Genomic DNA, 22,965 nt, shown 5'->3' on the forward strand with positions numbered 1-22,965 from the left:
GGTGGACGGGGAAACGCGGTTCCCTTGTCGATATGGATGATCAGGCGTCAAGACGCGCCAGCAACGTCCTGGCCAGGGGCCAGGGGCCGAAACCGCTGGCCGGATTGATATGCCCAACGGCCCCGGCATCCACAAGCTCGCTCCCCCACTCCCCGGCGAGGGCGCGAACAGCCGCCACACTCGCCAGCGGATCATTCTGGCTCATGACCATCAGACTCGGGAACGGCAACCGAGCCCGTGGCAGCGGCTGCCAGCCACCGGCCTCCATGGCCTTGGGGCTGGGGTATTGAGCGGGCCAGCTGGCATCCAGATCCGGTGGCGTCACCAGCAGGGCACCCACGATGGCATGGGCTTTATCAGCATATTTCGCTGCCCAGTGTGCCACCATCAGCACACCTGCGCTGTGAGCCACCAGGATCACGGGACCCTCTATGGCGGCCAGCGCCTGCGCTATGGCCTCGACCCTGGCCTGGCAGCTGAGTCGATCCTTTGTCAGGAGCGGCACGGTGGCCACCTTGTCCAGGCTGGCGGCGAGCCGCGTCTGCCAGTGATCCTCCACGTGATCCCGCAGGCCCGGCACGATCAGCACGGTCGCCTTGGGTTGCCATTGCTTCATCTCTGTCCCTTATACCGGCGCCCGGCGATGGCCGGGCAGTCATGAGAGCCACACTAAGTCTCCCGGTTGCAGGCTGCTTTACCTTGGATGCCATGGACTTGTCTTTTTACGACAGGGACAGGTTGGCAGCAGAAATGACAGATATCAGGGGGGACAGCTGAAACCTACGACTATTGATGACTAACAATACAGTTAATAGGGCTTCCCTCAATGTAAATGAAATGATAAAAAACAGTTAACAACCAGCAGATGAGCCGTCGCCATGGGAACTGCATCATGACCCTTCTAGCCAGAGCCGCTACCCTCACCAATTATCTCGACGTCGCCCGCCAATTGGGCCTCAACACCCCCAACCTGTTGTCACAAGCCGGCCTCAGCGCCTCCATACTGGATGTCCCCAATCAACGCATCCCGGTCGCGACTGTGGTCAATCTGCTTGAGCTGTCGGCACGCACCGGCGGTTGTCAGAGCCTGGGACTGCGCATGGCGGAGCATCGCCAACTGTCGGACTTTGGCGAGGTGAGCCTCTTGCTCAGCTACCAGCCCAACCTGCGCGAAGCCTTGCAGGTGATGGTGCAATACATCCACCTGTTCAATAACGCCCTGGCCATCTTCATCGAGGAGGCGGGCAAGACGGTCATCATTCGCGAAGAGATCATCACGGATGCCCCCATGCCCTCGCGCCAGGCCACCGAGCTCGCGGTCGGCGTCATGTTCCGCTTCTGCGCCTCCCAGGTCGGGGTTGGGGCGAACTGGCACCCCATCAGCGTCAACTTCACTCACGCGGCGCCGGCGGATCTCTCCATCCACAAACGCCTGTTCGGCTGCAAGCTGGAGTTTGGCAGCGAGTTCAACGGCATCGTCTGCCAGTCTACGGATCTGGATATCCCCAACCCCCTGGCGAACCAGGCCATGGCCCGCCACGCGCGCCAGTACCTCGATACCCTCATGGTGGAAACCCAGCAATCCCTGCTGACCGACGTGCGCAAGGCCATCTACCTGCTGCTGCCCATGGGGCGTGCCACCATAGAGCAAATCGCCCGCACCCTCGGCATGAACGTGCGCACCCTGCAGCGCCATCTGGAAGAGAGCGGCGCTACCTTCAGCGAGCTCATCAACGACGTGCGCCGCGATCTGGTAATGCGCTACCTGCAAAACTCGGGATATTCCCTCGGCCACATCGCCGACATGCTGGGGTACTCCATGCCAAGCTCCTTCACCCGCTGGTTCAATGCCCAGTTCGGCATGCCCCCCGCCACCTGGCGATCGCGCAACAAGATAGTGCCCAAGCTGTCCCAAAGCGCCCATACCAGCCTGGCTTACGGCTAGGCCACCATTCTCCTTTGCCAGACGCAGAGAGGGAGGCATCAAGCCTCCCTCTCTGCCTTTCGCTTTTCAAGGCTCGCCACTCGTCATCGACCCCACACGAAGGGGAGACGATGAAGGCCGTATCGCGAACCCGCGTGCATCCCCTTTTCCACCCGACCTGATTTCCATCCGGCCTGGCCCCTTGGGCTGCACCCGAAAAAAGAGGGAGGCATCAGCCTCCCTCTTGGTACTCAGCTTGCCGCCCGTCAGCGGGCATCGGCTGGCAACGGCTCCACCGCCATCCTCCCCTGGGGCGCGCTGGCATCGGCGCTCGCACGGGGCGAGGCCAGCTCCCCAACCTCTGCCAGGGCAGGACCAGTGCCACGCAGCAGGAAGTAGGAGAGCGCCGGCACCCCGATCAGGGCCCCCAGCATGTTCCACAGGAACATGAAGGTAAGCAGGATCCCCATGTCCGCCTGGAACTTGATCGGCGACCAGGCCCAGCCCACCACGCCGGCGGCGAGCGTGATCCCCACCAGCCCCACCACTCGGCCGGTGAAGGCCACGGCGTTGCGGTAAGACTCCACCAGGGAGAGGCCCTGGCGCTGGTAGTGCAACTGCACGCTCAGCAGGTAGAGCGCATAGTCCACGCCGATGCCGACCCCGAGCGCAATCACCGGCAGGGTCGCCACCTTGACGCCTATCCCCATGGCCACCATCAGCGCCTCGCACAGTACCGAGGTGAGCATCAGGGGTACCAGGGCCACCACGGTTGCCCGCCAGCTGCGGAAGGTGATTAGGCAGAAGACAGTCACCGCCAGATAGACATAGAGCAGCATGGTACGGCTCGCGGCGTGCACCACCTCATTGGTGGCGGCCTCGATGCCGGCACTGCCCGCGGCGAGCAGGAACTGGCGATCCGCCGTGCTGTTGTCGCGGGCAAACTGGTCGGCGATGGCCACCACGCCGCTCAGGGTCTCGGCCTTGTGATCTTTCAGGTAAGCTATCACCGGCATCAGGGAGCAGTCGGTGTTGAACAGCTCTGGGCTGTTGACCGAGGCCTGCTGGGCGGCATAGTTCAGCACGTTCTGGTTGCGCTGTATGCTGGCGAGCTTGGGGTTGCCCTCATAGGTGCCGGCGGTGATCTGGCGTACCGCGTTGACCAGCGAGGTGGTGGCCTGCACCCCGGGATGCTGCTGCAGCTCCCAGCCCAGGCGATCCGCCAGGATCAGGGTCTTGTAGTCGAGGCACCCCTCCGGCGCCGTCTTGACCATGACAGCGAACAGGTCGCTCGAGAGCGCGTAGTGGCCTGTGATATAGCCATTGTCCTTGTTGTAGCGCGAATCGGCGCGCAGCTCGGGGGCCCCGCTGTCCAGATCGCCGACTTTCAGGTTCAGGCTCACCAGATAGCCGCCTATCCCCATGGCCAGTCCCAGCACCACCACGACGGTGGCCCAGTTGCGCTCGGTGCAGCGGTCCAGCAGATCCCAGAGCCTGCCGAAGCCCTTGTGGGCGGCGGCGTTGTTCTCCATCCGCAGGGCCCGCTCGGCCGCCTTGTGTCCCACTCCCACATAGGAGAGGGCCACCGGCATCAGCAAGAGGGAGGTGAAGATGAGCACCGCCACCCCGATGCTGGCGGTGATGGCGAGATCCTGGATGACGGGGATGTCGATGAGCATCAGCACGGCGAAACCCACCGCATCGGCGAGCAGCGCCGTGACCCCGGCCAGGAACAGGCGGCGGAAGGTGTAACGGGCGGCAACCTGGCGATGGGTGCCACGGGCGATGTCCTGCATGATGCCGTTCATCTTCTGGGCCGCGTGGGAGACCCCGATGGCGAAGATGAGGAAGGGCACCAGCACGGAATAGGGATCGATGGCGTAGCCGAGCCAGGCGACGAGGCCGAGCTGCCACACCACGGCGATCAGGGAGCATCCAACCACGAGTAACGTGCTGCGCACGCAGCGGGTGTAGAGGAAGATGATGGCGAGCGAGGTCGCCACCGCCAGGGCGAAGAACATGATCACCTGGATGAGGCCATCGATGAGATCCCCCACCAGCTTGGCAAAACCGATGACCCGGATCTTGTACTTGCCCGTCCCCTCCTCTCCCGCCTGATGAGGCTTGCCATCGAACTCAATCTGGTCGCGCAACTGCTCGATGCGCTGGGAGAACTCTTGATAGTTGAGGGGCTGGCCTGTGGCCGATGCCTTGTCCAGCAGGGGCACGATAAGCATGCTGGACTTGAAATCACTCGCCACCAGGCTGCCGACGATACCGGCCCGGTTGATGTTCTGGCGCAACTGCTCTATGTCCGCAGGCTTGCCCTGATAGGCGTCCGGCATCACGGGGCCTCCCTGGAAGCCCTCCTCTGTCACCTCGGTCCAGCGCACCGCCGGACTCCAGAGGGACTTCATCCAGGCCCGGTCGACCCCTTCGGTGAGGAACAGCTCGTCGTTGACCCGCTTGAGCACGCCAAGATAATCGGGATCGAAGATGTCTCCTTGGGTGTTCTCCACCACCACCCGCACCGAGTTGCCGAGGCCGCGCAGGGACTGGCGGTTTTCCAGGAAGTTTTTGATGTAGGGCTGGCTCTTGGGGATCATCTTCTCGAAGCTGGGCCGAAGCTCCAGCCTCGTCGTCGCCATATAGCCCAGCACCAGGGTCGCCAGCGTCATCAGCAGCATGAACAGGGGTCTGTGATTGAACACCAGCCGCTCCAGCAGATTGCCGGAGCGCCGATCGAAATCCGCCAGATCGCGGATCACCGGCATCGCATCTTGCTTCACATGGCTCATATCTGGGTACTCTCTCGTTATTGTTATCCGGCCCCCTTTGGGCAGCCGTCCATCATTTGATAGCCAGGGTACGCACGCCACGACTGCCCACCAGCGCCAGGGCGCCATCTTGCGTCAGGGCGGCCCCCGCCACGGGTGAAGGATCGCTCTGGGGAACCAGCTGCAGCGGCTGATTGCCGTCGACCCGCAGCAGATGCCCGGCCTGGGTGAACAGGCGCACCTGACCACCTCCGTCTTGCACCGCCGCGCTGATGCTGATGAGCAAGGGGCTCGCGAGCCGGGTCCAGCTCGTCCCCTCATCCGTGCTGCGATAGACGTGGCCGCGCAGGCCGTAGACGATCACCTGGTTGTCCTGGCCGATGAGACCAAAGAAGCTGCCCGCGTAGGGGGATGACAGGGCCAGGAAACGCTGCTGCCCCTCATCCCACTTGCGCAGCAAACCCTGCTCACCGGCGAGATAGAGGCCGCTGCCCGCCCGGGCGATGGCATTGAGGTGCAACCCCTGCGGGTTGTCGGTGCGATCCTGCATCGGCGTCCAGTGCTCACCGCCATCGTCGGTGCGCAGGATCAGGTTGAACACCCCGACCACGTAGCCCACCCGCTCGTTCTGGAACCAGACGCCGAGCAATGGCTTGTCGGCCCCCTCCTCCACCAGCCGTTGCCCCTCCTCCACCAGCTGGGGCCAGAGCTCGCTCCGGGGTTCTGCCTTGGCGAGTACCAAGTAATGATTGAGCACCAGCTCGCCTATCTGGCGGCCATCCAGCTGTTTTTGCCAGCTGGCGCCGCCGTCCTGGCTGTGCAGCACCACCCCATCCCCCCCCACGGCCCAACCTTGCAGTTGGGTGGGAAAGACGACGGCGGTCAGATCTACGCTCACCGGCACGCTAGCCTGCTGCCAGCGTTCCCCCTCGTCGTCGGAGTAGAGGATGTGACCGCGTTGCCCCACCGCCACCAACCGGTTGCCGGCCCTGGCCAGACTCAGCAGGGGGCTGTGCTCGGCCAGGGGGCTGGCTTTCGCCGGCAAGTCCAGTACGTCCACATAGTCGGCCGCCTGCCCCGCTTGCACGCCGGCGCTCTGCATCAGCAGGGCGCAGCACATCAGTGGTGCCAACGTCTTGAATGAACCCATACCACGTCCTTGTCTTGAGCTGCGTCCGGGCACATGAGCCCAGGCGCCAACACCGGGGAGGCCCCGGGGGCCCAGAAGCGCCCCGGGGCCCGGGCAGCGCTTGGGCCCCCCGGGCCCCCCACCCCCCCCCGGCCCCCCCGTGACTGCTTAGCGGATCCCGGCGCCAGCCAGAGACTCCGGCGACCACTTCGCCTTGGACAGCGAAGCGCCGTAATGGATACCGCCATACGGCCCTACCACGCCGTTGATGTTGTAGGTGCCCGCCACCAGGTCATAGATCATGAAGGGGGTGGCGTCCGGGGTCTGCTTGTCATAGCTCTGGCTCAGGAACGCGAAGGAGCCGCGATAGAGCTGACCACGGGCATCGTACTGATCCGAGGCCAGGGCCACCCAGCTGTCTTCATCCAGATAGAAGCGGCGCTTGGCGTAGATGTGGCGCTCGCCCGCCTTGAGGCTTCCCTCCACCACCCAGACCCGGTGTTTCTCCCAGCGCACCTGATCCGGCGAGAGGAAGTTCGGGGTGGTCAGGGCCTTGGCGTCGGGCTGATAGGTGAGCTTGTAGGTGTTGTAGGGAACGATCATCTCCTGCTTGCCTACCAGCTTCCAATCGAAGCGGTCCAGGGCCCCGTTGAAGACGAAGACGTCGTCATAGGTGCCGGCCCCCGAGGTGCCCGGGTTCGGGGTATCGTAAGCCAGATTCGGCGCCAGCTTGACCCGGCGCTGCCCCGGCAGGTATTGCCAGGCCTTGCGCGGCTGCTCAAGGGGGTTGGCGGCATCGCGCAACATGATGGCCTCACCGGCGCGGCGCGCCGGCCCCGTGTAGTAGAGCTTCATCTGGTAGTAGGTATCCTTGGCCGAGATGGGCTTGCTCATGTCCTCGTAGATGGCGTAGTTGATGAACGCCTGCCCCGTGGTGGAAAGGGCCGCCACCCCGGCGGAGTCCACGTTCCAGGAGTCATATTTGGTGGCGATGTTCACCCCCTGGTAGCGCAGCAGGAAGTTCCACATGGCCTCTGCCCCCGTCTTGGGGATGGGGAAGGGGATACCCGGCAGCACCTTGTCCACCGCCATTCCCCCTTCCAGGGTCTTGGCATTCAGGGCGTTTTGCCTGGTGTTGTCCAGCACAGCCTGGGGCAGCGCCACGCTGCGGTGGGTCGGGTAGACATCGACGCGAAAATCCGGGAAGCGCTTGAGCAGCTCCGCCGTGGTGGCGGTCAACAGCCCCTTGTACTGCCCCTCGTTCTTGCCGTTGATCACCAGCAGGGGTTTGTCGCCGGCGTAAGGGTCCGGGCGCATGCTGTCACCGGCCTTGAACCCGGCAGGGGGCGTGGTCAGGCCGCCGCTGTAGGCGGGGATGCTGCCATCGGCATTGGCCCCTGCCTCGGCGCCTATCTGGGTCAGATTGCTGCCAAGCTGCTGGGCTTCGCTGGTCGAGACGGCAGCCAGGGCCTGGCCCGCGAGGGCCAGGGTCAAAGAGGCGGCCAACATAGTCTTGTTCTGGTTCATATCACGTTCTCCGATGCACTCGCGTGACTCAATAAGTGGTCTTGAGGGTCAGGTAGACGGCGCCCCTGTCTTCCGTGGTGGCACCGCCTCCCGAGAAGGAGGCGTAACCACCGGCGTAACAGGTGTTGCGCTGGGTGGCATCCAGGGCGTTGGGGATGGAGCCGTCGGTGGCGCCGTCGTTGCACTCGGCGGATTTGCCGAAGGAGTCCACGTACTTCAGGTCGACGAAGTACTGGTTGTAAATGGTGGCACCGAGGCCGACTGCGTAGTTGCCGGTGTCTTCCGCCCCGCCCCCCTGCACGGGGGAGATCCCGCTCAGGCCGAGGTTGATGGAGAGCGGCATGCTCATGTCGACACCGGGGAAGACCTGATACCAGGTCGGGGTGAAGTTGAGGGCCAGGCCCCAGTTGTCCCGGGTCGACTTGTCGAGCCCCTGATAGCTGTCTTCCCCCTTGTAGAGCGCCTTGTTGTGCTCATCGAGGTGCAGGAGGTTGCTGTAGTAGAGCTCCGAGAGCAGCACGGCGGAGTCGAACAATGGGGTGTCGGCGATGGTCATCAGGCCGTTGATGGTCCAGTGCAGGGTGTCACCGGTGGCGCTGTAGCCATCGCTGCCATCCACCAGGGTCCCCGTGTTGGCATTGCGCGGTGGCAAGGCACCGAAACCGCTGGCCAGGCTGTCCGCACCGGCGGCGCTCAGCAGCGCCGGGATGCTGGAGAGTGGCATGTTGTGGCGATAGTTCAAATCACTGCCCACACTCACTCCCGCAACATCTTTTGACAGGCTAAGGCCAACAATGTCGATGTTTTCACCGTAAGCGAAGCTGTAGCTCGCCGTATCCACTGAGTTGCGCAGGATCGGTATGCCTCTGAGCCCCTGCCCGCCGGTGTTCAGACCCCTGGCATCCAGCACCGCCTGGGGCAGGATGTCGGCGGTGCGGCGATAGTAGGCTCCCAGGGTAGCGTCCAGCGCCTCGGGGGACCATTTGGTCATGATGCCCCAGTCACCGTGCTTGCCGGGCTCTATGTCTTCGCCGCGGCGGATGTTGCTCAGGGTGCCGTTCGGTCCGGCCAGACCCGGTCCGCCGGTGTGACCCAGCAGGAAGGACTGGGCACCGAAGCCCACCAGATCGGAGCCGCCGTAATAGGTGCCGGCTTCCGGCAATCGGGCTGCGTTCCAGTCCAGAAAATACTGGGCGGCGAAGGTCCACTCGGGATTGAGCGTGAAGGAGGCGGAGATCTGGTTGCGGGGCACAAACAGCTCTTTCGCCTCCGTGCCGGGGGATGCCGCCAGCTTGGCGAGATCCAGACCGGACTGGCCATAGCTGACCGAGTGCACAGGGTTCAGCAGTGTCTCCCCCCAGAAGATGTTGTGCTGACCTATCTTGACCCCGAGCAGGGACTCGTCGCCTAGCTCCATGTTGTGAAACACGAAGGCATCGAGGATCTCGCCGGAGGGACCGTGGTAGTAGCGGTCGGCGTAGTCGCTCAGGTGCGCGCTGCCGAACATGGCGGGCGCCGCGGGTCTGCCCGCCCAGCCGGCGATGCCGGAACGCTCGTCGTTGCCATTGATGAAGGGGTTCTCATCGGCGCCCACACCGCTATAGGCGTAGTCATACCAGCTGGCGGCGCTGATGCGAAAACCGGTGTTGCCCTTGTTCACCACGTCGAGCTCGGTCAGCAGATCGAAGCGGGTGGTGACGGTGTCGCCGGCGTCCTTGAAGTTGTAATCCCCGTCGTTGTTGTTCGGGGTGGCGAGCATGCGGGAATCCGCACTCTCGGTGCGCATGCCGTAGTTGAATTTGCCGGTGTTGTCGAAGCGCACGGACCACTCTTCGCTGCCCGTGTCGATCTCCACCGCCTGAACGCCTGGCATGAGGACGGCCGCGATGGCCGTCGCCAGCAGGCTGACGCGCAGTGCGCCAGCACCATGACTCGTGTGCTTGTAATCCATTACAGTCTCTCCGAGTGTCATCTTTTGTTATTTGTTGTTGGTCTTGCTCTGTTTAATCGCCGTTTCCGTTGGCTTGATGGTGTTGCTCGGCTGCTTGCCTGGCGGTTGTGCCAGTGTCGGCGCTTCCCTTGGGGATGAGGGGGCGCTCTGTTTGCCTCCTCCCCTTGCGGGTGATTCCCCCGGGTGCGCTCTGTGTTGTTGCTACCGACTCTACGGCCAGCCCGGCCCCCCTGCTTGCCATTGAACGTCAGTCACTTTTCATTTGATGACAGGCGTGGGCGGCGCCGAAAAACGGGGAAGAAAGGGGTGCCGGATGGCCTCCTGCTGGGGGATAAACCGGCTTGGTGAAAGACAATAACGGGGATCTCAGGTGAGTGACCCATCACCAGCGCAAAGGCGTGGCGCGGATTGTCAGCGCCTCTGGGGCCAAGACCCGACAAGGAGCCGAACCAGGCAAGATGGCTGGGCGGAATAAATAAAAGCGGCGAAGCAGGCCCAGGCGCCTTCACTTCGCCGTGAAAATGGCCGACGAGTCAGCCTACACGCGATTTAGCGGCAGATGCGGCAGCCGGTAGCGGCCTGCAACTGCTCGAAGTCGATGCCGGGGGCCAGCTCCACCAGTTTGAGGCCATTTGGGGTCACATCCAGCACGGCGAGATCGCTGATGATGCGAGCCACCACCCCGACTCCGGTCAGGGGCAGATTGCACCACGAAAGGATCTTGTGCTCCCCGTTCCTGGCGCAGTGCTCCATCAGCACCACCACCCGCTTGACCCCGGCCACCAGATCCATGGCCCCCCCCATCCCCTTGACCAGCTTGCCCGGGATCATCCAGTTCGCGAGATCCCCGCGCTCGGACACCTGCATGGCGCCGAGCAGCGCCAGATTGATGTGACCGCCGCGGATCATGGCGAAACTCTCGGCGCTGTCGAAGAAGCTGCTGCCGGGCAAGGTGGTGATGGTCTGCTTGCCGGCGTTGATGAGATCAGGATCCAGTTCCTCTTCGCTCGGGAAGGGGCCGATGCCGAGCAGGCCGTTCTCGCTTTGCAGCCACACCTCCATGCCCTCGGGAATATAGTTGGCCACCAGGGTTGGCAAGCCGATGCCCAGATTCACGTAGAAGCCGTCCTGCAACTCCTCTGCGGCGCGCTGCGCCATCTCTTCACGGGTCCATGCCATCTCAATTTTTCTCCATGACGGTGCGCACTTCGATGCGTTTCTCAGGGTTGGGATTGAGCACCAGCCGCTGCACATAGATGCCGGGCAGGTGGATGTCGTCCGGGGCCAGATCGCCCACCTCGACTATCTCCTCCACCTCGGCGACGCAGATCCGCCCCGCCTTGGCGCAGAGCGGGTTGAAGTTGCGGGCCGTCTTGTTGAACATCAGGTTGCCCGCCTTGTCGGCCCTGGCGCCCTTGATGATGGCGAGATCCGCGGTGAGCGAGCGCTCCATCACATACCAGTCCCCATCGAACTGACGGGTCTCCTTGCCCTCGGCAATCAGGGTCCCGTAGCCGGTGCGGGTGAAGAAGGCCGGGATGCCGGCGCCGCCCGCTCTGAGCTTCTCGGCCAGCGTCCCCTGGGGGGTGAACTCCAGCTCCAGCTCCCCGGCGAGATACTGGCGTTCGAACTCCTTGTTGCCCCCCACGTAGGAGGAGATCATCTTCTTGATCTGGCGGCTGTGGAGCAGGGGCCCCAAGCCGAACTCATCCACCCCGCAGTTGTTGCTGATGATGGTGAAGCCGCGCTTGCCGCTCTCCTGCAGTGCTCCTATGAGCTGCTCCGGGATGCCGCACAGGCCAAAGCCCCCCGATGCGATGGTGATGTCGTCCTGCACCAGATCGCCGAGGGCGGCCCGGGCGCTGGGATATAACTTGTTCATAGATTCCTCTCTGGCTAATCCGTTGGCCATTCAGCGTCGATGCCTCAGGGGTGTCATCGCGCACTCGTCACCGTCCTAAGGCTTGATCCCCCAGTGCATCAACAGCAGCACCAGGGCGGCGAGAAACACCGTCTCCCCCACCATCAGCAGGATGGGTTTGATGCCCACCGCCGCCAGCTCCCTGAGTTGGGTCTTCATGCCGATGGCGGCGATGGCGATCACCAGACACCAGCGCGACAGATCATTGACCCCGCTCTGGACCATGGCGGGTACCCAGCCCGTGCTGTTGAAGCAGGCCAGCACCAGGAAACCCACCGCAAACAGGGGCAGCAGGGGTGGCCGTTTGCCGGAGGCGGGATCCGCCCCCTGCATCCGGGTGATCATGGCGGCCACCAGGATCACCGGCAGCAGCATGGCGACCCGCATCAGCTTGACCACGGTGGCCACGTCCCCGGTCTCGGTGGACATGCTGTAGCCCGCCCCCACCACCTGGGCCACGTCGTGGATGGTGGCGCCGAGGAAGACCCCCGACTCCACCGGGGTCAGCTCGAAGAAGCGGGCGATCATGGGATAGGTGATCATCGCCAGCGTCGAGAGTACAGAGACCCCGATGACGGTGAACAGGGTGGCCCGCTCTTTTTGCGGGTGATGGGGCAGGGAGGCGGCCAGGGCCAGGGCGGCGGAGGCACCGCAGATCGCCGTGGCGCCGCCGGTCAGCATGCCGAACAGGCGCTGGAAGCCCATCAGCCTGGCGGCGACGACGGAGAGACTGATGGTGACCACCACTAGCGTCACTACCAGGATCACCGGCATCCAGCCGAGCTCGGCTATCTGTCCCAGGGTGATGCGCATGCCGAGCAGGGCGACGCCGATGCGCAAGACGCTGCGCGCCGTGAACTCGATGCCTGCCTTGCAGCTCCCCTCGCCGCTGAGGAAGTTCAGCGCCATGCCGAGCAACAGGGCAAACAGCAGCACGGGGGCACCGTAGTGCTCGGCCAGGAAGGTGGCGGCCGCGGCCACCACCAGGCTGATGGTCATGCCGGGGGCCAGCTCGCGCACCCGGGCGAAGCGATCCGTCAGGGCTAGGGCGTGCATGAGAGGCGCTCCTCGGGTGTCAGGACGATGAAGAGGCGATCCTCTTCCCGCTCCACCGGGTAACGACCGACCCTGAGCTGGGTCGAACCCTGCAGGTAACCGGTGCGCAGGTTGAAGCGCAGGCCATGGGCGCGGCACTGGACTGTCTCCCCCTCCAGCTTGCCGCCGCACAGGGAGGCGCCCTGATGGGGGCAGCTGTCATCGATGGCATGAAACTCGCCGTCGATGTTGAACAGCACCAGGCTCTTGCCCTCCCCTTCGATGAGAGCGCGCTGACCGGGAGCAGGCACCCGGTCGGCGGGCACTTCGAGACGTGCTTTTTCCTTCCCCCGGCACTCCTCGGCCGCCACCGCCAGGCGCAGGCTGGCGAGCAGTTTCTCCACCGGCTGGGCGCCGGAGAGGGTCAGCCCCCCTCCCATCACGAAGCTGGGGACCCCCTGACTGGCGGGCCCCTCGGCTACCCCTGAGAAGGGGCTGCCATCCCCGTGCAGGCAGCTGACCAGGGCCTCCAGCGCGAAACCGGCCTGCTCGGCCAAATCCAGCAGCAGATTCCCATCCCCCAGATCCCCCCCTTGCAGGAAGTGACTGGCGAACAACGATTCGAGCAGTGTTTCCTGCTGCTGCGGGGTGCCCAGTTGGCAGGCCCGTTGCCACAGACGATGGACATCGGCGGTGTTTGACATGCGGGGGATCTTGTCAAAGTCCAGGCCTACACCCACGGTCGCCGCAGCCTGCTGTACCTGGGCCTGGCGCAGCCGCACCGCGGGCTCGCTACCGAGGCGTCGCAGGTAAAACGCGTGGAAATCCTCCCCCTGCAGTGGCAGATAGGGCAGCAGTTGCACCCCGTGCCAGCGCAGCTCCACCCGCAACTCGGGTCGCTCGGCCCGCAGCCGGGCCAGAGCCTCATCCAGCTGACGCTTGCCGATCAGGCACCAGGGACAGATGAAATCGAAATAGACATCGACTCTCAGGGTTTGCAGGGAACGGCTCATGCCCTGACCTCCGTGTGGCTTTCGTTGATGGCGGGATCGGAGACGATGGACGGGGAGGACTCCCCTTCCAGCCTTGCCACGTCCTTGTGGTAGTGGCGCCTGGCGTAGAGAAAGACCATGGCCGCCGCGATGCTGATGAGGGGCACCAGCCGGAAGGCATTGTCCAGACCGATGTGATCGGACACCTTGCCGGTAATGAAGGGGCCAGGCGCGAGGCCGAGCAAGTTGTTGGCGAGCGTCAAGGTCGCAAAGGCGGTACCGTGCACGCTGGCGTGGGTGAGGTTCGCCACCATGGCGCCGGCGGGGCCCGAAGTGCCGGTGGCGATGAACATGCCAAGGCAGATCAGCACCAGCTGGGGCAAGCCGAACGGCAGGGCGAACGCCAGGGACAAGAGGGCGCAGCTGCCGATGCAGTAACCGATGGCGAGGCTGATTTTGCGATCCGGCCGCGCCTTGCAGAGCCGGTCGCTCAGCATGCCGCAGAGGATCATGCCGGCGCCGCTGCACAGCACTATGATGGCCGCCGCCGCCCCTGCCCTGTCCGTCTCCATGCCGTAGTAGCGATTGAGGTAGCTCGGCATCCAGACGATGACGGTGCCACCGACGAACAGCTGCAAGCCGCTGCCCACATAGGCCGAGATCACCGAGCGGCTGGAATAGAGGCTGCGCAAGGGATTGCGCCCCCCGGCCGCCCCCTTGCCGCCGCGGCAAGGAGTCGAGATCCGCGACTCTTTCACCACCAGAGGGTAGAGCGCCGCCAGCAGCAGGCCGAACAGGGCCATGCCGGCGAAGGCCCAGCGCCAGCCGAGCCAGTGGGCCAGCAAACCCCCGCTGGCCATGCCGAGCACTGAGCCAAACAGGCCGCCGGAGATGAAGGCGCCGGAGAGGGTGGCCCGCATCTCCCGCGGGAAGACGGAGACCACCACGGCGATGCCGACGCTGCCGTAGGCGGCCTCCCCCACCCCCACCAGGAAGCGGGCGATGAACATCTGCTCGTAGTTCTGGGCCAGGGCGCAGCCCAGGGTCGCCAGACTCCAGAGTGCGGCCATCAGGGCCAGGCTCTTCACCCGGCCGAAACGGTCTGCCAGCAAGGAGAGCGGAAAGGTGAGCAGCCCGACCATGAGCGCGACTATGCCGCTCAGCAGGCCAAGCTGGGTATCCGAGAGCACCCACTCCCCCTTGAGCATGGGGAAGACGGCGTTGAGCACCTGGCGCGACATGTAGTCGGAGATGAGCAGGCCGAAGGTCAGTGCAAACACTATCCAGGCGTAGCGACGGGGCACGGCAACCTCGCCGGCCGGGGCGCCCTCATCGATATGATACGTAGCCATACAATCCCTCGCGCTACAACAGATTGGGTTGGAACCCGGTCGAGGTACCGACGGCCGGAGCCGCCGGAAACCCGCTACTGACACATCACTCAACTTGCCAGGTGCTGCATATTGCAAGGGCTGCGGCCCTTTGGCAAACAGAGTTGACGGGGCGCGGCGCTTATTTTTCACACCGCGACCCAACTGGCTCAGGAGCGCTGGGGCACCCCTTTCTGGCCCTGGGAGCGGTTCGGCGCCATGCCGTTGGCACGCAAGGTCTCCTCGACGCTGTCGTACTGCACCCCGATGCGATAGATGGCGCGCGCCTCCTTGCCGTTGGCCACCTCGCGGCCGAGCTCGTGGGCCACCCGCACGCACTGGCGGATCTGCTCCACCGAGCTCATGCGCTGGCCGTGCTGGCCAATGATGGTGTCCTCAATGCCGCAACGCGGGTGCAGCCCCATGGACATGGCCATCATGTTGAACGGCAGCACGTTTTTGAGCAGGGACTCGGCGGTCAGGGTGCAGCCATCCGGCGCACGGTGGACGAAGTTGAAGAAGTTGAACGGGTTGGGGCCATCGAAGCCACCGCCGATGCCAATCCAGGTCAGGTTCAGCGGCCCCATGTAGACGCCCTTGCGCACCAGCCGCTCCAGGGTCTCCATGGCGTGCATGCCGGTCAGCTGGAAGTGGGGCTGGATGCCGTTGGCCATCAGGCGCTTCAAGTGCTCCGCCACCCAGGCCGGGCCGGCCGGGACCGTCATCTCGCTGTAAGCAGCCTGATAGGCCGGATGGGCCAGGGAGGTGCCTGCCAGGTATTCCGGGTAGAGCAGCTCCATGATGTTCATCTGGGTGGTGTTGATGGCGACCGTGACCTGATCCGGTTTCGGGGTCAGCTCAGCCAGCATGTGGCGGGTGTCGTCGGAGAGCCACTTGGCCGCCTCCCCCTCCCCTTCCGGCGCAAAAGAGATGGAGCCGCCGACCTGGATGATCATGTCCGGCACCGCCTTGCGCACCCCGGCGATCAGCTCGTTGAACTTGGACAGTCGCTTGGAGCCGGTGCCATCGAGCTCACGCACGTGCAGATGCAGCACGGTCGCGCCCGCCTCGTAGCACTCCACCGCCTTCTGGATCTGCTCCTCCATGGTCACGGGGATGTCTTCCGGGAAGTCCTCAGGCGCCCACTCGGGGCCATAGGGCGCGACCGTGATGACTACCTTTTCCATGTTTTCCGGGTGCAGGGAATCGTCAAAAAATTGCATCTGTTTCTCTCCTTGAGGTGAAGCTCTGCCCGGGCGTTCCACTCATCCTGGGCAGCGTAATGGTTTGGCACTTTTCCACGTACCTAGAAGGGCTTGTCGCCCATGATCCCGGCCCGCTCCATCTTGCGATGACAGGGGGCATAATCCATGGCGGCATAGTGCTGGGTGCTGCGGTTGTCCCAGATGGCTATGCTTCCCGGCTGCCAGCGCCAGCGCACCTGGAACTCGGGGATATAGGCCTGGCTGATGAGGTAGCGCAGCAGATCGCTGCCCCCCATGCTGTAGTCCTGGCCGACCCGCACATGGGCCGGGGTGTGGTAGTTGGTGAAGTGGGTGGCGAAGGCGTTGACGAACAGGATCTTCTCGTCCGTTTCAGGATGGGTACGCACCACGGGGTGCTCGGCATCCGGGAATTGGGCCTTCAGGGCGAGCCGCTTCTCGATGGGCATGGCGGCGCCAAAACTCGCCTCTATGCTGTGACGGGCACGTAGCCCCGCGATCTTCTGTTTGATCTCCTCAGGCAGCGCATCGTAGGCCGCCGCCATATTGGCCCAGAGGGTGTCGCCCCCCACCGGCGGACATTCCACGCAGCGCAGTACGCAGCCCATGGGGGGTTGCTCGCGCCAGGTGGCGTCCGTGTGCCAGGCGTTCTCGTAGCGATCGTTTGGCACCTCCGGCGACTTGTAGATGCGCACCAGACCGGGGTGGTCCGGATCGCTGCCCGCCACCGGGTGATCCTCCAGCTCGCCAAAGCGGCGGGCGAAGGCCACGTGATCGGCCCGGCTGAGCTCCTGATTGCGCAGGAACAGCACCTTGTGCCTGAGCAGCTGGGCGCGGATCTGTGCAAACAGATCCCCGTCGTGGACGGCATCCGCCAGCGTGACGCCAGAGAGCTCGGCGCCGATATGGCAGGTCAGTTGTTCTACACGCATGTCTCTCTCCCTAGATGACAAGTCAGGCGACCGGACAAGTTCCCCGCCCTATGGGACGGGAAACTCGCACCCTAGATAACGAAGATGGAGGAGCCTGTGGTCTTGCGAGACTCCAGATCCCGGTGCGCCTGCGCCGCGTCCTGCAGCGCGTACTTCTGGTTGATCTCTATCTTGATCCGGCCGCTGGCCACGTGATCGAACAGCTCCCCCGCCAGGGCTTCCTTCTCGGCGGGATCGGCGATGTAGTCGGCAAGCGCCGGCCGGGTCAGGTAGAGGGAACCCTTCATGGCCAGCAACTGGGGGTTGAAACCGTCGATGGGGCCGGAGGCGGTGCCGACGCAAACCATGAGGCCGCGGCGTTTCAGCGAATCAAGCGAACCCATGAAGGTGCTCTTGCCGACGCTGTCGAACACCACATCAACCCCCGCCCCTTCGGTCAGGGTGCGCACCCGCTGGGCCACGTCCTCACGGCTGTAGTCGATGATGTAGTCGCAGCCATGGGCCCGGGCCAGTTCCCCCTTGGCCTCGCTCGACACTGTACCGATCACCGTCAGCCCCAGCAGCTTGGCCCACTGGGCGACGATGAGACCCACACCACCGGCCGCCGCGTGCAGCAAGATGCGGTCACCGGGTTTGAAATCGTGAATGCGGCGCATCAGGTAGGCGGACGTCAGGCCGCGCATGGTCATGGCGGCGGCGGTCTCGCAGGAGATGCTGTCCGGCAGCTTGATAAGCGGCGCGGCCGGGATCAGCCGTTCGGTCGAGTAAGCGCCCAGGGTATTGATAAAGCCGGTATAGGTGACGCGATCGCCGACGGCGACGTTGGTGACGCCCTCGCCCACCGCGTCGACCACACCGGCCGCCTCGACTCCCAGGCCATTGGGCAGCGGGATCGGGTAGGTGCCGTTACGAAAATAGGTGTCGGCATAGTTGAGACCGACTGCGGCGTGGCGCAGACGTACCTGGCCAGGCCCGGGTTCCCCGACACCAACCTCTTCATAACGCAGGACCTCGGGGCCCCCTGTTTCATAAAAGCGTATGGCGTTGGCCATGGCTGCTCTCCAATCCATTCGTGAGTGAAAATCTTCGTCCGGATTGAATCTAGGGGGTTACGTAAACGTCCGCTTTGCATCGGGCGACAGCCACTTTTCATCTCATGACAGTCCTTTCGAATCCGTTGAAGCCCGGTAGTGAAGAGGACAGAATCCCCCTGAACCCCCATGGCGACGGCGCCATGACCAGGTCTTGCCTGGAAGCAAAGAGCCTATCTGGTTGACTCAAAAGACGTTATTGCAATGCCGCCGAAGGCGGCGCCCCAGGGGCTCAACCTTCGACCTAAGGCGCATTGACGTTAACGTAAACGTGGTGTCAGATAGTGCTATCCGCAGCAGACAAGAAGCCCATGAAAGGAGTCACAATGTCCAAGCTATCCCCCTCGGCCGGAACCCGTTTTCGCACTGCCCTGGCCAATGAGAAACCCCTGCAGATCGTCGGTACCATCAATGCCTACATGGCGCTGATGGCCGAGCGCAGCGGTTTCAAGGCCCTCTATCTGTCCGGTGCCGGGGTGGCCAACGCCTCCTTCGGCCTGCCGGATCTGGGCATGACCTCCATGAATGACGTGCTGATCGATGCAGAGCGCATCACGGCCGCCACCCAGGTTCCCCTGCTGGTGGACATAGACACGGGCTGGGGCGGCGCCTTCAACATCGCCCGCACCGTCCGTGCCTTCGAGCGCGGTGGCGTGGCCGCCGTCCACATGGAAGATCAGGTTGCCCAGAAGCGCTGCGGTCACAGGCCAAACAAGGCGGTGGTCTCCATCGCCGAGATGGTGGACAGGATCAAGGCCGCGGTGGACGCCCGCCAGGACGAGAGTTTCGTCATCATGGCCCGCACCGATGCCCTCGCGGTGGAAGGGCTGGGCTCGGCGCTGGAGCGCGCCGCCGCCTACGTGGAGGCGGGTGCCGACATGATCTTCGCCGAGGCGGTCACCGAGCTGGACCAGTACGATCGCTTCAAGCAGGCCGCCGGAGTGCCCATCCTCGCCAACATGACCGAATTTGGCAAAACCGAGCTGTTTGACAAGGAGGCCCTGGCCGCCCATGGCGTCGACATGGTGCTCTACCCCTTGAGCGCCGCCCGCGCCGCCAATCAGGCCGCCCTCAATGTCTATCAGCAGCTGCGCCGCGATGGTCACCAGCGCGCCGTGGTCGACACCATGCAGACCCGGGAGTCCCTCTACGACTTCCTCGGTTATCACCACTACGAGCAGACTCTGGACAGACTGTTCACCAAGGAATAAGCCGCGACCAGCCGCCTCATGCTGGCGGCTGGCGCTTCAACGGACTGAATGAGGAAACATGTGATGAGCGCCATTCCCGAAACGACCACCGGCTTCAAGCCCAAGAAATCCGTCGCCCTCTCCGGCACCGCCGCCGGCAACACGGCCCTGTGTACCGTCGGCCTCTCCGGCAACGATCTGCACTACCGTGGCTACGACATCCTGGACGTGGCCACCAGCTGCGAGTTCGAGGAAATTGCCCACCTGCTGGTGCACGGGCATCTTCCCAATGTGGCTGAGCTCGCCGCCTACAAGGCCAAGCTCAAGGCCCTGCGCGGCCTGCCCACCGGGGTCAAGACCGCCCTGGAGCAACTGCCACCGAGCGCCCATCCCATGGATGTGATGCGCACCGCCGTCTCCGTGCTCGGCTGCCTCTCCCCGGAGAAGGACGATCACAACCACCCGGGCGCCCGCGACATCGCCGACAAGCTGATGGCCTGCCTGGGGTCCGTGCTGCTCTACTGGTATCACTTCAGCCACAACGGCAAACGCATCTTCGTCGAAACCGATGATGACTCCATCGGCGGCCACTTCCTGCACCTGTTGCATGGCGAAAAGCCCCGAGCCTCCTGGGTGCGCGCCATGCACACCTCCCTCATCCTCTATGCCGAGCATGAGTTCAACGCCTCCACCTTCACCGGCCGGGTCATCGCCGGCACCGGCTCCGACATGTACTCCTGCATCACGGGGGCCATCGGCGCCCTGCGTGGGCCCAAGCACGGCGGCGCCAACGAGGTGGCGTTCGAGATCCAGAAGCGTTACGAGAACCCGGATGACGCCGAGGCCGACATTCGCGCCCGGGTCGAGAGAAAAGAAGTGGTCATCGGCTTCGGCCACCCCGTCTACACCGTCTCCGACCCGCGCAACCACGTGATCAAGCAGGTGGCGAGCGATCTCAGCCAGGAACAGCACAACACCAAGATGTTCGACATCGCCGCGCGCCTCGAAGAAGTGATGTGGGACGCCAAGAAGATGTTCCCGAACCTCGACTGGTTCAGCGCCGTCAGCTATCACATGATGGGGGTGCCCACCGCCATGTTCACTCCGCTGTTCGTCATCGCCCGCACCTCCGGCTGGTCCGCCCATGTCATCGAGCAGCGCATCGACGGCAAGATCATCCGCCCGAGCGCCAACTACGTCGGCCCGGAAGATCTGCGCTTCGTGCCGCTCAAGGAGCGCCCATGAGCCAGCTCAACAGCCAATATCGCAAGCCCCTGCCCGGCACGGCGCTTGACTACTTCGACACCCGCGCGGCGGTCGAGGCCATCGCGCCCGGCGCCTGGGACAGGCTCTCCTACACGGCGCGCGTCCATGCGGAGAACCTGGTGCGCAAGTGCGATCCGGCCATCCTCACCGAGTGCCTGACCCAGATCGCCCTGAACAAGCGTGATCGCGACTTCCCCTGGTTCCCGGCTCGGGTGGTCTGCCACGACATCCTGGGCCAGACCGCCCTGGTGGATTTGGCAGGGCTGCGCGACGCCATCGCCGATCAGGGGGGCGATCCTGCCAAGGTCAACCCGGTGGTGCCGGTGCAGCTCATCGTCGATCATTCGCTCGCCGTGGAGTGTGGCGGCTTTGACCCCGATGCGTTTGCCAAGAACCGCGCCATCGAGGATCGCCGCAACGAGGATCGCTTCCACTTCATCAACTGGACCAAGCAGGCGTTCAAGAACATCGAGGTGATCCCGCCCGGCAACGGCATCATGCACCAGATCAACCTGGAAAAGATGTCCCCGGTCATTCACGCCGATCGCGGCCTCGCCTACCCGGACACCTGCGTCGGCACCGACAGCCACACTCCCCACGTTGACGCCCTCGGCGTCATCGCCGTGGGCGTGGGCGGACTGGAAGCCGAGAACGTCATGCTGGGGCGCGCCTCCTGGATGCGGCTGCCGGAGATAGTCGGCGTAGAACTCAGTGGCAAGCCGCAACCCGGCATCACGGCCACCGATGTGGTGCTCTCCTTGACCGAGTTCCTGCGCCAGCAGAAGGTGGTTGGCGCCTACCTGGAGTTCCGTGGGGAAGGCGCCGCCGCCCTGACCCTCGGCGATCGAGCCACCATCTCCAACATGGCGCCGGAATACGGCGCCACCGCGGCCATGTTCTTCATCGACCAGCAGACCCTCGACTACCTGCGCCTGACCGGTCGCGACGACAGCCAGGTGAAACTGGTGGAGACCTATGCCAAGGAAGCTGGCCTCTGGGCCGATGCCCTCGCGAGCGCCCAGTACGAGCGCGTGCTGCACTTCGATTTGTCGAGCGTGGTGCGCACCCTGGCCGGCCCCTCCAACCCCCATCGCCGCCTGCCGGTCTCCGCCCTGGCGGAGCGTGGCATCGCGGTGGATCTGGACAAGGCCCGCACCCAGGAGGCCGACGGTCTGCTGCCCGATGGCGCCGTCATCATCGCGGCCATCACCAGTTGCACCAACACCAGCAACCCGCGCAACGTGATTGCCGCAGGCCTGCTGGCCCGCAACGCCAACCGGCTCGGGCTGGTGCGCAAACCCTGGGTCAAATCGTCCCTGGCGCCCGGCTCCAAGACAGTCGCCTTGTATCTGAAAGAAGCGGGGCTGGACGAGGAGCTGGAGCAACTCGGCTTCGGCGTGGTGGCATTTGCCTGCACCACCTGCAACGGCATGTCCGGCGCGCTCGATCCCGCCATCCAGCAGGAAATCGTCGAGCGGGATCTCTATGCCACCGCTGTGCTGTCCGGCAACCGCAACTTCGATGGCCGCATCCACCCCTATGCCAGGCAGGCGTTTCTCGCCTCCCCTCCCCTGGTGGTGGCCTACGCCATCGCCGGTACCATCCGCTTCGATATCGAGAAGGATGTGTTGGGAGTGGTGAACGGCAAGGAAATCCGCCTCAAAGACATCTGGCCGTCGGATGAAGAGATCGACGCCGTGGTACGCGGGGCGGTCAAACCGTCCCAGTTCCGCCAGGTCTATATCCCCATGTTCACCATCGAGGAAGACCAGAGTCCCAAGGTGGCACCGCTCTATGACTGGCGTCCCCAGAGCACCTATATCCGTCGCCCCCCCTACTGGGAAGGGGCATTGGCGGGTGAGCGCCCCCTGCGCGGCATGCGGCCGCTGGCGGTGCTGCCGGACAACATCACCACCGACCACCTCTCGCCTTCCAACGCCATACTGCGCAGCAGCGCGGCGGGGGAATACCTGCACAAGATGGGCCTGCCGGAGGAGGACTTCAACTCCTACGCCACCCACCGCGGCGATCACCTGACCGCCCAGCGCGCAACCTTCGCCAACCCCCAGTTGGTGAACGAGATGGCGGTGGTCAACGGCGCCGTGAAGAAGGGCTCCCTGGCCCGGGTCGAGCCGGAAGGCCGGGTGATGCGGATGTGGGAGGCAATAGAGACCTACATGGAGCGCAAGCAGCCGCTCATCATCGTCGCCGGCGCCGACTACGGACAGGGCTCGTCCCGGGACTGGGCGGCCAAGGGGGTACGGCTGGCGGGGGTGGAGGTGATCGCGGCGGAAGGCTTCGAGCGCATTCACCGCACCAACCTCATCGGCATGGGGGTACTGCCCCTGGAGTTCAAACCGGGCACCACCCGTTTGACCCTTGGGCTGGACGGCACCGAGACCTATGACGTGGTGGGGATGCGCAAACCGCGCGCCGATCTCACCCTGGTGATCCGCCGTCGCAGTGGCGAGGTAGTCGAGGTGCCCATGACCTGTCGCCTCGACACCGCCGAAGAGGTCTCGGTCTACGAGGCGGGCGGCGTGCTGCAGCGCTTCGCTCAGGACTTCCTGGAGTCGACGGCCCACAAGGCCGCCAGCTAATATCCAGCCAGGCCTGTCTCCCTTTGGGAGAGGGTTG

The 22,965-nt window shown here is 64.3% G+C and carries 17 protein-coding genes; 4 read left to right on the forward strand and 13 right to left on the reverse strand.

The genetic code is table 11. The features are described 5' to 3' along the window. Positions 1 to 40 precede the first annotated feature (40 nt). Positions 41 to 616, reverse strand: coding sequence for an RBBP9/YdeN family alpha/beta hydrolase (locus ACW5W7_RS05460; RefSeq protein WP_456501029.1), 576 nt, complete (start codon positions 614 to 616; stop codon positions 41 to 43). A gap of 276 nt (positions 617 to 892) precedes the next feature. On the opposite strand from ACW5W7_RS05460, the gene ACW5W7_RS05465 reads away from it, so the two are divergent. Further along, entirely contained in the window at positions 893 to 1,945 is a 1,053-nt protein-coding gene (locus ACW5W7_RS05465) for an AraC family transcriptional regulator (RefSeq protein ID WP_456501030.1), read from the forward strand. Positions 1,946 to 2,190: 245 nt separating this feature from the next. Here ACW5W7_RS05465 and ACW5W7_RS05470 read toward each other — a convergent pair whose 3' ends face one another. The 12 genes from ACW5W7_RS05470 to ACW5W7_RS05525 form a co-directional block, all read right to left on the reverse strand. Beyond that, entirely contained in the window at positions 2,191 to 4,722 is a 2,532-nt protein-coding gene (locus ACW5W7_RS05470; protein ID WP_456501031.1) for an efflux RND transporter permease subunit, read from the reverse strand. A 52-nt stretch (positions 4,723 to 4,774) separates the two neighbouring features. Continuing rightward, positions 4,775 to 5,851, reverse strand: a complete 1,077-nt coding sequence (locus ACW5W7_RS05475) for a WD40/YVTN/BNR-like repeat-containing protein (RefSeq protein ID WP_456501032.1) — start codon at positions 5,849 to 5,851, stop codon at positions 4,775 to 4,777. 147 nt (positions 5,852 to 5,998) lie between these two features. Continuing rightward, on the reverse strand, positions 5,999 to 7,357 hold the full coding sequence (locus ACW5W7_RS05480) for a DUF1329 domain-containing protein (RefSeq protein WP_456501033.1): 1,359 nt from the start codon (positions 7,355 to 7,357) through the stop codon (positions 5,999 to 6,001). Positions 7,358 to 7,385: 28 nt separating this feature from the next. Continuing rightward, complete coding sequence (locus ACW5W7_RS05485; RefSeq protein ID WP_456501034.1) at positions 7,386 to 9,308, reverse strand: DUF1302 domain-containing protein; 1,923 nt, start codon at positions 9,306 to 9,308, stop codon at positions 7,386 to 7,388. Positions 9,309 to 9,857: 549 nt separating this feature from the next. Next, positions 9,858 to 10,487, reverse strand: coding sequence for a CoA transferase subunit B (locus tag ACW5W7_RS05490; protein ID WP_456501035.1), 630 nt, complete (start codon positions 10,485 to 10,487; stop codon positions 9,858 to 9,860). A 1-nt stretch (position 10,488) separates the two neighbouring features. After that, positions 10,489 to 11,190 carry a CoA transferase subunit A gene (locus tag ACW5W7_RS05495; protein WP_456501036.1) on the reverse strand — a complete coding sequence of 234 codons (702 nt, stop codon included), beginning with the start codon at positions 11,188 to 11,190 and terminating at the stop codon, positions 10,489 to 10,491. A gap of 75 nt (positions 11,191 to 11,265) precedes the next feature. After that, the gene (locus ACW5W7_RS05500) at positions 11,266 to 12,285 is read right to left on the reverse strand and encodes a YeiH family protein (protein ID WP_456501037.1); all 1,020 of its coding nucleotides are present in this window, start codon (positions 12,283 to 12,285) and stop codon (positions 11,266 to 11,268) included. Next, positions 12,273 to 13,277 carry a DsbA family protein gene (locus ACW5W7_RS05505; protein ID WP_456501038.1) on the reverse strand — a complete coding sequence of 335 codons (1,005 nt, stop codon included), beginning with the start codon at positions 13,275 to 13,277 and terminating at the stop codon, positions 12,273 to 12,275. The genes ACW5W7_RS05500 and ACW5W7_RS05505 overlap by 13 nt, the downstream gene beginning before the upstream one ends. Further along, positions 13,274 to 14,608 carry an MFS transporter gene (locus tag ACW5W7_RS05510; RefSeq protein ID WP_456501039.1) on the reverse strand — a complete coding sequence of 445 codons (1,335 nt, stop codon included), beginning with the start codon at positions 14,606 to 14,608 and terminating at the stop codon, positions 13,274 to 13,276. Before ACW5W7_RS05510 ends, ACW5W7_RS05505 begins: the two co-directional genes overlap by 4 nt. Before the next feature lie 188 nt (positions 14,609 to 14,796). Continuing rightward, positions 14,797 to 15,849 (reverse strand): 3-keto-5-aminohexanoate cleavage protein, encoded by a 1,053-nt coding sequence (locus tag ACW5W7_RS05515; protein ID WP_456501040.1) that lies wholly within the window; start codon positions 15,847 to 15,849, stop codon positions 14,797 to 14,799. A gap of 83 nt (positions 15,850 to 15,932) precedes the next feature. Next, complete coding sequence (locus ACW5W7_RS05520) at positions 15,933 to 16,781, reverse strand: TauD/TfdA dioxygenase family protein (RefSeq protein ID WP_349918280.1); 849 nt, start codon at positions 16,779 to 16,781, stop codon at positions 15,933 to 15,935. Between the two features lie 71 nt (positions 16,782 to 16,852). After that, positions 16,853 to 17,833 (reverse strand): quinone oxidoreductase family protein, encoded by a 981-nt coding sequence (locus tag ACW5W7_RS05525; protein WP_456501041.1) that lies wholly within the window; start codon positions 17,831 to 17,833, stop codon positions 16,853 to 16,855. Between the two features lie 365 nt (positions 17,834 to 18,198). Between ACW5W7_RS05525 and prpB the strand changes: the two genes are divergently transcribed. The 3 genes from prpB (at position 18,199) to acnD (ending at position 22,928) form a co-directional block, all read left to right on the forward strand. Beyond that, complete coding sequence (gene prpB / locus ACW5W7_RS05530) at positions 18,199 to 19,083, forward strand: methylisocitrate lyase (protein ID WP_456501042.1); 885 nt, start codon at positions 18,199 to 18,201, stop codon at positions 19,081 to 19,083. Positions 19,084 to 19,146: 63 nt separating this feature from the next. Further along, on the forward strand, positions 19,147 to 20,307 hold the full coding sequence (gene prpC / locus ACW5W7_RS05535) for a bifunctional 2-methylcitrate synthase/citrate synthase (protein WP_349918285.1): 1,161 nt from the start codon (positions 19,147 to 19,149) through the stop codon (positions 20,305 to 20,307). Further along, a complete protein-coding gene (gene acnD, locus ACW5W7_RS05540; protein ID WP_456501043.1) occupies positions 20,304 to 22,928 on the forward strand; it encodes a Fe/S-dependent 2-methylisocitrate dehydratase AcnD in 2,625 nt (874 codons plus the stop codon). Before prpC ends, acnD begins: the two co-directional genes overlap by 4 nt. Positions 22,929 to 22,965 lie beyond the last annotated feature (37 nt).

It is taken from the genome of Aeromonas intestinalis, assembly GCF_054052485.1.

What these genes read in the sequence shown, in the direction of transcription:
- ACW5W7_RS05460 (WP_456501029.1), bottom strand. Translation starts at nt 616, where the DNA reads ATGAAGCAATGGCAACCCAAGGCGACCGTGCTGATCGTGCCGGGCCTG.
- ACW5W7_RS05465 (WP_456501030.1), top strand. Translation starts at nt 893, where the DNA reads ATGACCCTTCTAGCCAGAGCCGCTACCCTCACCAATTATCTCGACGTC.
- ACW5W7_RS05470 (WP_456501031.1), bottom strand. Translation starts at nt 4,722, where the DNA reads ATGAGCCATGTGAAGCAAGATGCGATGCCGGTGATCCGCGATCTGGCG.
- ACW5W7_RS05475 (WP_456501032.1), bottom strand. Translation starts at nt 5,851, where the DNA reads ATGGGTTCATTCAAGACGTTGGCACCACTGATGTGCTGCGCCCTGCTG.
- ACW5W7_RS05480 (WP_456501033.1), bottom strand. Translation starts at nt 7,357, where the DNA reads ATGAACCAGAACAAGACTATGTTGGCCGCCTCTTTGACCCTGGCCCTC.
- ACW5W7_RS05485 (WP_456501034.1), bottom strand. Translation starts at nt 9,308, where the DNA reads ATGGATTACAAGCACACGAGTCATGGTGCTGGCGCACTGCGCGTCAGC.
- ACW5W7_RS05490 (WP_456501035.1), bottom strand. Translation starts at nt 10,487, where the DNA reads ATGGCATGGACCCGTGAAGAGATGGCGCAGCGCGCCGCAGAGGAGTTG.
- ACW5W7_RS05495 (WP_456501036.1), bottom strand. Translation starts at nt 11,190, where the DNA reads ATGAACAAGTTATATCCCAGCGCCCGGGCCGCCCTCGGCGATCTGGTG.
- ACW5W7_RS05500 (WP_456501037.1), bottom strand. Translation starts at nt 12,285, where the DNA reads ATGCACGCCCTAGCCCTGACGGATCGCTTCGCCCGGGTGCGCGAGCTG.
- ACW5W7_RS05505 (WP_456501038.1), bottom strand. Translation starts at nt 13,277, where the DNA reads ATGAGCCGTTCCCTGCAAACCCTGAGAGTCGATGTCTATTTCGATTTC.
- ACW5W7_RS05510 (WP_456501039.1), bottom strand. Translation starts at nt 14,608, where the DNA reads ATGGCTACGTATCATATCGATGAGGGCGCCCCGGCCGGCGAGGTTGCC.
- ACW5W7_RS05515 (WP_456501040.1), bottom strand. Translation starts at nt 15,849, where the DNA reads ATGCAATTTTTTGACGATTCCCTGCACCCGGAAAACATGGAAAAGGTA.
- ACW5W7_RS05520 (WP_349918280.1), bottom strand. Translation starts at nt 16,781, where the DNA reads ATGCGTGTAGAACAACTGACCTGCCATATCGGCGCCGAGCTCTCTGGC.
- ACW5W7_RS05525 (WP_456501041.1), bottom strand. Translation starts at nt 17,833, where the DNA reads ATGGCCAACGCCATACGCTTTTATGAAACAGGGGGCCCCGAGGTCCTG.
- prpB (WP_456501042.1), top strand. Translation starts at nt 18,199, where the DNA reads ATGTCCAAGCTATCCCCCTCGGCCGGAACCCGTTTTCGCACTGCCCTG.
- prpC (WP_349918285.1), top strand. Translation starts at nt 19,147, where the DNA reads ATGAGCGCCATTCCCGAAACGACCACCGGCTTCAAGCCCAAGAAATCC.
- acnD (WP_456501043.1), top strand. Translation starts at nt 20,304, where the DNA reads ATGAGCCAGCTCAACAGCCAATATCGCAAGCCCCTGCCCGGCACGGCG.